This is a genomic window from Paraburkholderia sp. SECH2, from assembly GCF_030464795.1.
GTDB lineage: Bacteria > Pseudomonadota > Gammaproteobacteria > Burkholderiales > Burkholderiaceae > Paraburkholderia > Paraburkholderia aspalathi.
Genome location: NZ_JALPRH010000005.1, coordinates 202,977 through 214,615 on the forward strand (window position 1 = coordinate 202,977; position 11,639 = coordinate 214,615).

The following is an 11,639-nucleotide window of genomic DNA, read 5'->3' on the forward strand; positions in this document are numbered from 1 at the left end:
AACGGGTGCGGCCGTCTATTTGCCCCACTTCTGCGCGGCGCTCGTGAAGAGCTGGTTGATCTCATTGCCGCTGGCGGCTTCTTTCGTGTAGTTGAAAGTGCCGTGATCTCGCATCTCGTGCGCGGCGCGGAGAAATGCACCCAACGCCGCGCGCGCCAACGAGCCGCCCACACTGACACGCCGCACACCCAGCGCCTGCAGGTCCTCGAAACTGAGCAGCACGCCTTGCAAGCCCATCAGCACATTGACCGGCCGGTCGAGCGAACTGACCACGGCGGCGATCTCTTCGCGCGTCTTCAGGCCGGGCGCGTAAAGCACGTCGGCCCCAGCCTCCTGGTAAGCCTGCAGACGCCGGATCGTATCGTCGAGATGGGGCCGACCCACCAGATAATTCTCGGCACGCGCCGTCAGCGTGAACGGAAACGGCAGAGCACGCGCCGCGACGACTGCCGCGCGCACGCGCTCCACGGCCGCCTCGAACGGGTAAATCGGTTCGTCCGCGCGACCGGTTGCATCCTCGATCGAGCCGCCGACCACGCCCGCAGCCGCGGCCTGCATGATCGTTTCGGCGCAGTCTTCAGGGCTGTCGCCAAAACCGTTTTCCAGATCGGCGCTGACCGGCAAATCGGTCGCACCCGCGATTTCGGCGAGGTGCACCATCATCTGCGCGCGGCCGATGGCGTTATCCGGCAGGCCACGCGAAAACGCATAGCCGGCGCTACTGGTGGCGAGCGCCTTGAAACCGGCCAGCGCGAGCAGACGCGCGGTGCCGATGTCCCAGGGATTCGGGATGATGAAGCCCTCGCCCGCTGCGTGATAAGACTGGAATTGCCGTGCTTTTTCGGTTTGCGTTGTCATCGACGGTCCCATTGAAAACGACGACCGGCGTTTTGCGCCCACGCGCTGCCGGATCGTCGTCGTGTGTTCGTTAAATAAGCAGCAAACAGCAAGAACGGAGAGTGGCAGCCGGCGGTCTGGCTACCGCCGCCAGCCTGCCCTTCATCTGTCCGCAATAGACGAACCGCACGCTCAGGTTTCGAGCTTCGCGTCCATCGTGATGGTGGCCTTCAGTACCTTGGAAACCGGGCAGCCCGCCTTGGCGTCCGCGGTCGCCTTCTCGAACGCGGCTTTATCGCCACCGGGGATTTTCACGGCTACATCCAGATGCACCGCGGTAATCGAAAAGCCGCCGCCGTCCTTGTCGAGCGTGACGGTGGCCGCTGTGGCGATACGTTCAGGGGTGATGCCGGCCTTGCTCAGTTCGGCCGATAGCGCCATCGAGAAACAACCCGCGTGCGCAGCCGCAATCAGCTCTTCCGGATTCGTGCCGATGCCGTCCGCGAAGCGCGTTGCAAACGAGTATTGGGTGTCCTTGAGGACGCCGCTGTCGGTGGAAATCGAGCCCTTGCCGTCTTGCAGGCCGCCTTGCCAGACTGCTGATGCCTTGCGCTTCATTGCTCTCTCCTGTTTGCCCTGCTTCGCACCGCTCCTCAACCCTACGTGATGCCGCCCACAACGGTCCAGCCCGGGTATTCGTAGTATCGGCATCGGTCGTGAGTGCCCCAAGGGAACTTCCTTCGGGGCGTGCCGCGCGGCGCAAGAGGTGCGGGCGTGGACCGAACTTCATCATAGGCGCTTCCGTGTGCCAGTGTCGTGACGACGCCGGCACACGGTTCGCCGATGCACGTCACGGTCCGTGCCGCAATCCGTGTAGCAGACTCAGGGCGCAGTCGCTACTCGGCGAACGGCAGGCTCTCCTGCCCCACTGCGCGCATGTCGAACACGTTCAGTGTCATCGCCACCAGGGCGTAGTAGCCGAGCAAGCCCACCAGGTTGATCACCACCTCGTGGCCGAAGCGCTCGACCGCCTTTCTATAGGTGACATCCGACACCCTTTTGGTGCCGTACAGTTCGCTCGCGAAGTCATGGATCAAGGCGTCGTCAGCATCCGCGAAAGATGGGCGATGACCCTGGCGGATCGCCTCGGCATCCGCCTCGGCCACCCCGGCATCCAGGGCGATTGGATAGTGGATATACCACTCGGCCTGCGCCTGCCAGCGCGCCGCGGTCACCAGAATCGCCAGCTCCGACAGGCGCAGCGGCAAGCCGGTGCGATAGCGGCAGAACGCGCCAAGCCGCTGCGCCTGCTGCGCCAGCTCCGGACTATGAATCCAGCCCAGAAACGGCCCGTTCAGATTGCCGCGTGGACCGGACAGAATCTCGTCGAGTACGGCCTTCTGTTCGGCTGTGGCATCGGATAGTTCGAAGTGAGGCAAACGGTCGGTCATCGTAAAATTCGCAGAGATGGAAAGGGTGTCAGATGGCAGTCAACGCGCCTTCGATCGCATCGGTCAAACGGCCGACGATCTCGTCGATGTTGCGCGCGGTGCAGATAAACGGAGGCGCCAGCAGCACATGATCGCCGATCTTGCCGTCGACCGTGCCGCCCATCGGATACACCATCAAGCCACGCGCGAACGCTTCGCGCCGGATCGCAGCGTGCAGTTTCAGCTTCGCGTCGAACGGCGTTTTAGTGACGCGGTCCTGTACGAGTTCGACGCCGACAAAGAGCCCTCGTCCGCGCACGTCGCCGATATGCGGATGCTGCGCATAGTGTTCACGCAGCCGGCCACGCAACTGTTCGCCGCGCGCCTGCACGTTCGCCAGAAGGTTGTCATCGGCAATCACGCGTTGCACTTCGAGCGCCGCGGCGCAGGCCGTGGCGTGCCCGATATAGGTATGCCCGTGCTGAAAGAAACCCGAGCCGCCGACGATCGTCTGGTAGATCCGGTCGCTGACCAGCGTCGCGCCGATCGGCTGATAGCCGGCACCGAGCCCCTTGGCGATCGTGAGGATGTCCGGCGCGATCCCGTCTTCTTCACAGGCATACAGGTAGCCTGTGCGGCCCATGCCCGACATGATCTCGTCGAGAATCAGCAGCACGCCGTAGCGATCGCACACCGCGCGGATCTTGCGGAAGTATTCGCGCACTGGCGGCACGGCGCCGGCCGTTGCGCCCACCACTGTTTCCGCAACGAATGCGGCCACCGTGTCAGCGCCGAGTTCGAGAATCTTCTGTTCGAGTTCATCCGCGAGACGCTGTGCGAACTGCTCTTCGGTTTCGTCGATGTGCTGCTCGCGATACGCGTAGCACGGACTCACGTGATGCGCTTCGATCAGGATCGGCAGAAACGGCTCGCGCCGCCATGCATTGCCGCCAATCGCCAGCGCCCCCAGCGTATTGCCGTGATAGCTCTGGCGACGCGCGACGAAATGACGGCGCTGCAACTCGCCCTTCTCCACAAAATACTGCCGCGCCAGTTTCAGCGCCGCCTCGATCGCTTCCGAGCCGCCCGACACGAAGTACGCATGTTCGAGCCCTTGCGGTGCGCTCGCCACCAGGCGGTCGGCGAGTTCCTCGGCGACCTGGGTGGTGAAGAACGATGTGTGCGCATACGGCAATTGCTGCGATTGCCGCTTGATCGCGTCGATCACACGCTGGTTGCTGTGGCCGAGGCATGAGACGGCTGCGCCGCCCGAGGCATCGATATAGCGTCTGCCGGTGGAATCGATGATCTCGATGCCGTCGCCGGCGATAGCCACCGGCAGTGACTGCTTCGGCGAACGATGGAATACGGTGGACATGGTTTTCCCTTTCCCTTCTACTGGCGACGGTTGATCAGACGCGGGGCTGCGTGGGCGGCACGCATGCGATGACTGTGTCGAACGCGCATCCCCCCCCCCCCCCCCCCCCCCCCCCCCCCCCCCCCCCCCCCCCCCCCCCCCCCCCCCCCCCCCCCCCCCGTGTTTTCGTCGTCGGGATCGAGCGGGTCGTCGCGGTAGATCGGCAGGCCTGCAGGCGCGCGATCCTGCAACACATCGAGCAAGGCGGCGGGGTTAATTGGACTGGCGAGCCTGGGCAGCAAATGTTCGACGCGCGTCTGCCTGTCATGCGAAGAATCGGTGACGATTTGCGCCTCGGCTTCGCAGCCAGGATGGATCAGATGGTTCGCATGGCTGGAGATAGCGTGCCAGCGTCGAACCGCCTGCCACGCGCTGCTTTGCTCCATGTATTCGGAGAACACCGGTCTGGCGATTTCACCCAGCCGGTAGCCGATGTCATACGGCTCACCACTTACCTGAAAGAGACTCAAATCCTGCTTCGACGCCACGGCCCGCACCCATTCAACAATCGGTACGCATTTATACTGTCAAACAACATTTGTTGTCAAACGATGCGATGGTGAAGCAAACGGAGTGTCTGCGCTCCGTGACATGCTGCTGCGTGTTTCAGAGGAAAAACTTCAGGGTACGTACGCGCCCTTTTCGTGGAGCGACTGCTCGGCGATGCCGAGTTGCTCGACGGCCCCCGCTCCTTCCAGCGCGAGCAGATGCGCGACCAGCGATTCGGCAATCGCCGTGGCCGCCACCAGTGATGGAAAGAACGACGGGCTTTCGTGCGAAAAAATCAGCACCTTGTCGGCGTTCAGCGCGATCGGCGAAACCGCGCTATCCGTGATAGCAATCAGCTTGCTGCCTTTTTCCAACGCGGCTTCGGCCACGCGCGCCGCCTCGACTGAATAGGGCGCGAAACTGATGACGATGGTGGCGCTGTCACGCGCCACCGTGCGCAGCTGCATCTCGAGCGTACCGGCTTCACCGTTGAGCAGCGACACCGACGAGCGAAACAGCCGGTAGCCGTAGACAAGCCCGAACGCCACCGCATAGCAGGAGCGAAAGCCTGCTACATGCACATGCGGCGCGCGCCGCAACAGACGCGCCGCTTCCACGATCACGCGGCCGTTATGCGCGGCGGTGACCTCGAGGTTGTGTTGTTGCGCGACCAGCAGGTCGCTGGCCAGCGCATCTTTCGATTTGACGAGAGAACGGGCCCGGCTCGTGAGCGGCTCGGGCCGCGTGCGCACGCGCGCGACGAACAGGTTGCGCAACTCGTTCCAGCCGGGAAAACCCAGTTGCTGCGACAGACGTACGAGCGAGGCCGGTTGCACCTGCGCCCGCTCGGCCACTTTGCGCATGGACGAGACCGCGACTTCGTCGGGATGATCGAGCAGGAACCCTGCCCCCATCTGAAACTGCGGACTCAGTTCGGAGAAGCGCGCCCGGATCAGGGCGGCGAGCTGGTCAAAACTGTCTGGCATGCGATATACCGGGCGAACGGTCGATAAGGATGACAACAAATGTTACCACCCGGTGTATCGCACCCAACAGAACTTCCAGTTTGAGCCGTACGCGAAATACGCGAATTCGCACTCGGACCTTCTTTGCAACCGGAGACTTGGCGCCAATTCACGCCCCACCCTTATACGTCGCAACAAAGCTCGCAAGGTCGCCCCAGTTCGGCGAAGACAGCAACTCCGGATGGTCTTGCTGGACCTTAAGCGCGACGCTACGAAAGGCTTGCGCGCATGCCGAGAAGCCAGTCGGTGGCGCAACGGGAGCCGGTGCAAGTAACTTGCTCGCTATGGGGACATTTAGCTTCGGTGCAGAGCCCGGCGTTCTGGTTTCAGAAAGAGCAGAGCTGAGCTTCGAAAGCTGAGTGCGTGCGCTGACCGGGGCAGAGTACGTACCACCAGCGTTGAATTTATCCGCGAGAAGCTGAAGTATCGACGTATGGTCCAGGTCGCCGGAGAAGACGCCCCCCGGCGCGACATAGGGTGAGACCAGGAACGCGGGTACACGCAGGCCAGTAGTTTGAAACTGATAACCGGCGACGTCGGTCGAAATCTCAAGCGGGCTTACATGGTCGAAGAACCCCCCGTGCTCGTCATACGTGACAATCATCAGCGTCTCATCCCATCGCTTGGACGCAGAAATCGTTTGATAAATGTCCGCAAGGAACGCTTGCCCTGGGGCGACGCCAGTAGGCGAATGGTCGTCATTTGGTACCCTGTGCGGCCCATCCGTGTATTCCGGCTCGATGAAAATGACTTGAGGCAAATTGCTACTGTTCGTCCAGTCTTCCTTGAAACGCGAATAACGCCTGAACCTCCCTCCATTGCCATCTAGCGGCAAGGCAAGCGAAGTGACTATCTCAGGCAACCACTTGGGCATCAAGCTGAAGAACGGGAAGAAGCCTCCCGACTGGTAGACACACCAACTTGCGCCGTGTGCGGTCAGCCAGTCGTAAACCAGGGATTGCTCGGGAAGAAAACCAGAAACGTTGTCGCTAATCGCACTCTCTCCCGCCATTGCCATCAAGCGATTTGCCTGGGTTCCGGTCGGAAGTGGCGCGAACCAGCTATCGCAGATCGTGAAATTCTTTGCGAAAAAATCATAAACAGGCAGCGCACCGGCCGTGTAGTAGCCCATCACCATCGACAGGTCGGCTGGCGGAGGGTTTCTTGTCGCATAGCTCGCGACGAATCCACCCAGTTCGGGACAGTCTCCATTCGCGCACGGCGTTTTTATTTGCGTCGAAATCGGCGTGCGGTCATGCGGTGGGTCGGGGATAAGTTGGGTCGACGGCGAAAGCGCATGTATGGGATACGTTTTTCCGCCGTAGAGGTTCGTGAAATTCTCTAGCCAGGTGGGGTCGGCCGAGAGGCCGTTGACATCCTTCCCGTCGAGGCTCAGGTAGCCAAGAACGTGGTCGAAAGACCTATTCTCCATCATGACTACGATGATGGTCTTAATGTTGTCAACGGGCATGCTCTCTCCGATATAAGGGCATCAGGGCGACGAAGTCACCTACAAACGTCCCAGCCCGAAGGAATCACCAGGCGCGCGGCACGGGAGGTCTCGCGACACGAACCTGTTTCCTGCTCAGGTCCTGCAGCGCTTGCCGGAACCGGATAGGTCAAACGTTCGCCACAGGCGGTTCACACCTCCGACGAGGCTCGATGCCAAAAGGCTCGCTTCCGCGCCAGACGTTAAGGCTAGTTCACGTTACATGACTGTTCAAGTTCACTTGCGCGGTAGCGTTACCCTCTTCACTTGCCACACGGCTCAGCTGCAGGTTGCGAAGGCGTATCGCCCACGCGCTACGCCTTCAGCAGTAACCGCACGTTACGAATCTCGCACCGCCGTTTCACATGTGTCCGACATCGCTCCTTACACTCCGAACCGTAGTCACTGACATTGCACTCAATGTGTGAGGAGTAGCGAAGATGAACAAGAAAATTCTCGGCGCAGCGCTCGGTCTGGCGGTACTCGCAGCATCAACGGCAGCATCGGCACACGTCGACGTCGCCATTGGATTGGGCATTCCCGGGGCTGTGTATGCGCCTGCAGAACCGGTGTACGCACCGCCACCTCCCGTCGTGTACGCTCCCGCACCGGTCGCCGTCGCGTACGGCGGTGACGGCGACTGGCGAGCCCGCGAATGGCGCGAGCATCGCGAGTGGCGTGAACGTGAATGGCGCCGCCGGGAATGGCGTGAGCACGAGTGGCGCGAGCGTCACGATTGGCGCGGGTATTGAAACGACACCGGACGGCGCCACGTCCGAAAAATTCAACCTCTGAGTATTTTCAAATGAACGCAAGCTTGATAAGAACCGCCCTGATTGCAACGGCGCTGGCCTTCGCAACAGCCGGCACGGCAAATGCCGCGGGCTGCCTCAAGGGCGCAGCGGTAGGCGGGGTTGCTGGGCATTATGCGGGGCACCACGCAGTCATCGGTGCGGTCGGAGGTTGCATGGTCGGTAGGCACCTTGCAAAGCAGCACGCTCAAGAGCAGGCTCAACAGCAAGCCGCCCTGCGTCAAGCAGCACAGGCGCAATAAAGCGTCGTCGGCGTGGTGTACCCGGTGGAACCAGAGAATTGCTGGTCCACCGGGTATCTGACCACTACGTTCAGGTCGTTAGCTCGGCGCCGGACTCGACTGTGGCCAACGGAGCGAGCACGGCCACCGCACCAGCCTGAATTGCTTCCAAAGTCGCTTCAACGCCGGTTGTAGCCTTAGTAGCCGGTAGTCAGACTCACAACGCCCGTGCCGACAGACGGTACGTAATGGTCCGCGGCATTCCTGCTTTGAAGACCGTTCCGGAGCGGTCGGCGAGCGGATGATTGGCAGGCGGAATCGCCACCCGGCCGAGGTCAAAGAAACTGTTGGCCGGCTCCACCCCTACAGCGAAGTGTCGCCCTGACCAGGGTTCGTGCGTACGCCCGCCGTTGCTAATCCAAAGCAATGCATCGGGAAGCTCTTCTGCATTCCAGTCGAGAAACACATCGGCGTGTTGCTCCGGGTACCGCAACACAAACGGTGGCTTACATTCCGAGATTTGCAATAACTCTTCGGTGGTTTCGGACAACGGCAGGCGGGTCGCATCCATAAACCCTCGTGTGGTCGGAATTTCCTTCAGGGTCGAGATGGTGCGGTTCGGGAGAATTCGCGAGACGCCGGGCTCCGGTTGAACGGGGTAGCTGTAAATAGCCTGATGCGCGCAAGCGAGGATTTCAACGCCTCCTACTGGAACAGCAAAAGTTGGATGAAGAGCGAACGGCAAATTCACGTCACGACGGGCATGGACGGTAAGTGAAACGAGCAGCGCTGGCGCGTCAGGCTCAACTTCAATCGTGCGCTCAAGCCTCTCGATCTCGCTCTCAAAGGGGTAGGCGATTTGAAGCGCAAGCATGCGGTCGCCTTGCCCCATCAGTTGCCACATGTGATTCGCGCCATACCCATGAACCCAGTCATCATCGGCGTCACGAGTCCGAAAATCAGGCGGCAGACCCGCTGGCGCAGCGACCATCCCGAACGGAACACAAGGCCATTCCCCGCGCAACGCGCGCATAAGACCAGGTCGGCGCAGATCATCCCCCCATGGAGCAACGTGCAGCGGCGAGACAGAACGTCCGGCTCCAATGTCAAATCGCACCGGCGCAAGCATTCCACCAAGCGCTTGAACCTCCGCCTCGCCGTGTGCCCATTTCAACGTCCAACGCTTGATTGATTCCATCGTGAAGTTTTATCCATGTTCAACCGGAAACCCATTGATACTCGAGGAGACCAACGCATAATGCATCGCCTCGTGGAGTGCCAGAATCCCCCAATGTGCCTTACGATGGCCAATGGAATTGAACATCGGCACGCTCTCTAGTTAAATCAATCGAGGTCGCGTTCACTTCGTCAGTTTTCTGAACCCACTGTTCTGCTGCAGCCTGGTCCCGGCCGAAACCAATATGCCGGCTAACAAGACGCTGCCGTCGCAGATCCGAGTCGACGTTGACATACCAAACTTCGTCGAGCAACGGTCGGGCAGCTTTCCAATGGCCATGCTCTAGAAGGAGGTAATTCCCTTCAGTAATTACAAGCGGTATATCAGGCGCCACAGGGATTGCGCCCGCGATGGGTTCTTCAATTTCCCGGCGAAATGTGGGAGCGTAGATTGTTTCGTCGTGACGCTGCTCACGCAGGCGCCTCAGAAGTGCAACATACCCCGCACTGTCGAACGTATCTTCCGCACCTTTGCGGGATGCGCGACCGAGCCGTGCAAGTTCGACATTCGCAAGATGAAACCCGTCCATCGGCACAACCGCCGCCTTTCCGGGAAAAGCATCAAGGATTGCTTGCGCCAGTGTCGATTTGCCTGCACCGGGCGCACCAACCAAACCAAGGATTTGGCGCCGCCCGTCAGAAATTAACTGGTGGAGGCGCCCCAGGTAGCGGTCTTCAATCGTCGACATAATCCGAGGTATTCCAAAAAATGGCGGTCGGCGAGCACTATTCTTATCCTCACCGAGGCCCGATTGTCGAACCGCTCGCGTCAACATTTCTCAACGCTTTGTGGTGTCGCGACACTTACTTCACCCGGTGGGCGTCTAGTGATGCGATTTTGCTCGCGCGGCGGCGTTGATGCCACCCGCCATAAACTCCCGCGCATGTTTCGCCAGGTCCATACTGTCATCCCACAAGTTACGCCAGATTGCCAACGCATTGGACAACTGCTCGTTGACGACCGTCGACGAAAAGCTCTCAAAAGTCACGACTCCCTTGTAGTCAATCATGGCGAGTGCATGGAAGAACTGAGAGAAGTCGATAGTCCCCGACCCGAGGTACCCGCGATTGCTTTCCCCAATATGAACATAGCCAAGACGCTTGCCACATTGCAGAACCGGCTGCATGAAATCGGACTCCTCAATGTTCATGTGATACGTATCGAGATGAACGACAACATTCGGCGCATCGACTTCGTCAATCATGGCAAGCGCCTGCGATGCAGTGTTCAGTAAATTGCTCTCGTAGCGATTCACCACTTCAAGCCCAAGCGTCACGTTCTTCTTCAACGCGAAATCAGCAATGCGCTTGAGCGAATCAATCGCGTTGCGGCGGCCTTGTTTGGTAACCGGCGCGTTGTATTTTCCCATCGCGCCGTAAAGAATTCCGCCGAAGTAGCCTCCACCCAGCTCTGCCGTGACACTTATGCCCTCCTCCAGCATCGAAACTCCGCGTGCGACCGTAGCAGAATCCTCGCTGGACACGTCCGCATCAAAGGTGAGACCGCGCGAGCAACCGATATCCAGCTCATGCTCTTGCAGCAAATCGCGCGTGAGCGCCAGGTCCATGACCTTCGGACCATGCAAGGACAGTTCAGCCAGGTCGAACCCGGCGGCTTTGGTCTGGCTCAAAACCTTGCGAGTCGATTCGGGGGTGAGGTCGCCAGCCCATACCAGTGCGTGTACGCCAAGCTTATTCATTGTGTAACTCCTTCAGATGCGGTCACGCGCCTGCGGACCAAAGTTTTCGAAATGCCGTTCGCCCATGCCCAACGGAAGAGCATCACGGCAAGCAGGAAGACACCCCACAACGCAGTCGCCAGGTGTTGGTTGGCACCGAGCAAATTGAGACCTGAAGCGATAACCTGCAGAATTACAAGTGCAATCACGACCGGGACCACGCGGCCAAAGCCGCCGAATGGATCGACGCGGCCCAGGAAGCACGCAAGCACGGAGATGAGCAGAAAGGCCTCTCCATGACCAACGCGAACCGAGTTGAACTGGGCCGCCATCACCACGCCAGCGACGCCGCACATCAGCCCCGACAGCATGTAGATTCGGGTGACGGCGCGTGTCGTCGCGATGCCGGAATATCGCGTTGCTTCCAGATTTGAACCAATCATGCGTGTGGCGAAACCTAGCCGCGACCGTGTCATGACAACGTGCCAAAGTAATGCGCAGCCGAGAAAAATCAGAAGGGGAATCGGTACGCCGAGGAAGACGCCGTTGCCCATTTCGCGCACAAACGGCGGAAACCCGGAGATGTCGCCCCCACGTGTGAGGAACTCCCCTAATCCGCGCAAGAAAATCATCATCGATAGAGACACGAGGATTGGGCTTGCGCCGGTGCGCGCAATAACGGCACCCATCACCCAACCGGCCGCGGAGCCGGTGGCCAATGCGGCAGCTATGCCGAGGATGATGGCTGCGGCGCCGGCGTCCGCTCCGCCATACGTATGAAGTACCCACGCCATCGCCAACCCCGATATGTTCGCGGTGAAAGTCACCGCGAGATTGAAGCCACCGGAAATCAAGGGCATCAACATGGCCAGCGTAAAGAAGCCGAGTTCCGGCAACTGGAACGCTATCGACACGAATGTGCTCGCTGAGAAAAAACGGTCAGATGCAAAGCTCAGGACCGCGATGACCAGGAGCAGAAACCCAAGCAACCCGGCGACGTCTGC

At 60.2% G+C, this 11,639-nt stretch carries 12 protein-coding genes and 1 pseudogene; 2 read left to right on the forward strand and 11 right to left on the reverse strand.

The window, feature by feature from the left end:
- Positions 1 to 15: 15 nt before the first annotated feature.
- The 7 genes and pseudogenes from M0D66_RS11995 to M0D66_RS12025 form a co-directional block, all read right to left on the reverse strand.
- A complete protein-coding gene (locus M0D66_RS11995) occupies positions 16 to 858 on the reverse strand; it encodes an oxaloacetate decarboxylase (RefSeq protein ID WP_200653011.1) in 843 nt (280 codons plus the stop codon).
- Positions 859 to 1,029: 171 nt separating this feature from the next.
- Complete coding sequence (locus tag M0D66_RS12000; protein ID WP_093635893.1) at positions 1,030 to 1,455, reverse strand: OsmC family protein; 426 nt, start codon at positions 1,453 to 1,455, stop codon at positions 1,030 to 1,032.
- A 278-nt stretch (positions 1,456 to 1,733) separates the two neighbouring features.
- The gene (locus M0D66_RS12005; RefSeq protein ID WP_211706713.1) at positions 1,734 to 2,288 is read right to left on the reverse strand and encodes a carboxymuconolactone decarboxylase family protein; all 555 of its coding nucleotides are present in this window, start codon (positions 2,286 to 2,288) and stop codon (positions 1,734 to 1,736) included.
- Between the two features lie 28 nt (positions 2,289 to 2,316).
- The gene (locus M0D66_RS12010; RefSeq protein ID WP_211706714.1) at positions 2,317 to 3,645 is read right to left on the reverse strand and encodes an aspartate aminotransferase family protein; all 1,329 of its coding nucleotides are present in this window, start codon (positions 3,643 to 3,645) and stop codon (positions 2,317 to 2,319) included.
- 158 nt (positions 3,646 to 3,803) lie between these two features.
- Positions 3,804 to 4,025 (reverse strand): annotated as a pseudogene (locus tag M0D66_RS12015) (carcinine hydrolase/isopenicillin-N N-acyltransferase family protein); the annotation flags it as partial.
- 279 nt (positions 4,026 to 4,304) lie between these two features.
- Positions 4,305 to 5,159, reverse strand: coding sequence for a MurR/RpiR family transcriptional regulator (locus M0D66_RS12020; RefSeq protein WP_093635902.1), 855 nt, complete (start codon positions 5,157 to 5,159; stop codon positions 4,305 to 4,307).
- A 148-nt stretch (positions 5,160 to 5,307) separates the two neighbouring features.
- Positions 5,308 to 6,669: an alkaline phosphatase family protein gene (locus M0D66_RS12025; protein WP_211706716.1), complete on the reverse strand. Its 1,362-nt coding sequence runs from the start codon at positions 6,667 to 6,669 to the stop codon at positions 5,308 to 5,310.
- Positions 6,670 to 7,127: 458 nt separating this feature from the next.
- Here M0D66_RS12025 and M0D66_RS12030 point away from each other — a divergent pair, with 458 nt between their 5' ends.
- Entirely contained in the window at positions 7,128 to 7,439 is a 312-nt protein-coding gene (locus tag M0D66_RS12030) for a hypothetical protein (protein ID WP_200620523.1), read from the forward strand.
- Between the two features lie 53 nt (positions 7,440 to 7,492).
- Entirely contained in the window at positions 7,493 to 7,741 is a 249-nt protein-coding gene (locus M0D66_RS12035) for a hypothetical protein (RefSeq protein WP_234486888.1), read from the forward strand.
- 196 nt (positions 7,742 to 7,937) lie between these two features.
- On the opposite strand, the gene M0D66_RS12040 is transcribed toward M0D66_RS12035, so the two are convergent.
- The 4 genes from M0D66_RS12040 to M0D66_RS12055 all read right to left on the reverse strand — a co-directional run bounded on the left by M0D66_RS12040 (position 7,938) and on the right by M0D66_RS12055 (position 11,549).
- A complete protein-coding gene (locus M0D66_RS12040) occupies positions 7,938 to 8,918 on the reverse strand; it encodes a hypothetical protein (RefSeq protein ID WP_200620522.1) in 981 nt (326 codons plus the stop codon).
- Positions 8,919 to 9,018: 100 nt separating this feature from the next.
- Positions 9,019 to 9,645: a nucleoside/nucleotide kinase family protein gene (locus M0D66_RS12045; protein WP_093635910.1), complete on the reverse strand. Its 627-nt coding sequence runs from the start codon at positions 9,643 to 9,645 to the stop codon at positions 9,019 to 9,021.
- 135 nt (positions 9,646 to 9,780) lie between these two features.
- Entirely contained in the window at positions 9,781 to 10,656 is an 876-nt protein-coding gene (locus M0D66_RS12050) for a sugar phosphate isomerase/epimerase (RefSeq protein ID WP_093635912.1), read from the reverse strand.
- The gene (locus tag M0D66_RS12055) at positions 10,653 to 11,549 is read right to left on the reverse strand and encodes an ABC transporter permease (protein WP_244862820.1); all 897 of its coding nucleotides are present in this window, start codon (positions 11,547 to 11,549) and stop codon (positions 10,653 to 10,655) included. The genes M0D66_RS12050 and M0D66_RS12055 overlap by 4 nt, the downstream gene beginning before the upstream one ends.
- Positions 11,550 to 11,639: the final 90 nt, after the last annotated feature.

What these genes read in the sequence shown, in the direction of transcription:
- M0D66_RS11995 (WP_200653011.1), bottom strand. Translation starts at nt 858, where the DNA reads ATGACAACGCAAACCGAAAAAGCACGGCAATTCCAGTCTTATCACGCA.
- M0D66_RS12000 (WP_093635893.1), bottom strand. Translation starts at nt 1,455, where the DNA reads ATGAAGCGCAAGGCATCAGCAGTCTGGCAAGGCGGCCTGCAAGACGGC.
- M0D66_RS12005 (WP_211706713.1), bottom strand. Translation starts at nt 2,288, where the DNA reads ATGACCGACCGTTTGCCTCACTTCGAACTATCCGATGCCACAGCCGAA.
- M0D66_RS12010 (WP_211706714.1), bottom strand. Translation starts at nt 3,645, where the DNA reads ATGTCCACCGTATTCCATCGTTCGCCGAAGCAGTCACTGCCGGTGGCT.
- M0D66_RS12020 (WP_093635902.1), bottom strand. Translation starts at nt 5,159, where the DNA reads ATGCCAGACAGTTTTGACCAGCTCGCCGCCCTGATCCGGGCGCGCTTC.
- M0D66_RS12025 (WP_211706716.1), bottom strand. Translation starts at nt 6,669, where the DNA reads ATGCCCGTTGACAACATTAAGACCATCATCGTAGTCATGATGGAGAAT.
- M0D66_RS12030 (WP_200620523.1), top strand. Translation starts at nt 7,128, where the DNA reads ATGAACAAGAAAATTCTCGGCGCAGCGCTCGGTCTGGCGGTACTCGCA.
- M0D66_RS12035 (WP_234486888.1), top strand. Translation starts at nt 7,493, where the DNA reads ATGAACGCAAGCTTGATAAGAACCGCCCTGATTGCAACGGCGCTGGCC.
- M0D66_RS12040 (WP_200620522.1), bottom strand. Translation starts at nt 8,918, where the DNA reads ATGGAATCAATCAAGCGTTGGACGTTGAAATGGGCACACGGCGAGGCG.
- M0D66_RS12045 (WP_093635910.1), bottom strand. Translation starts at nt 9,645, where the DNA reads ATGTCGACGATTGAAGACCGCTACCTGGGGCGCCTCCACCAGTTAATT.
- M0D66_RS12050 (WP_093635912.1), bottom strand. Translation starts at nt 10,656, where the DNA reads ATGAATAAGCTTGGCGTACACGCACTGGTATGGGCTGGCGACCTCACC.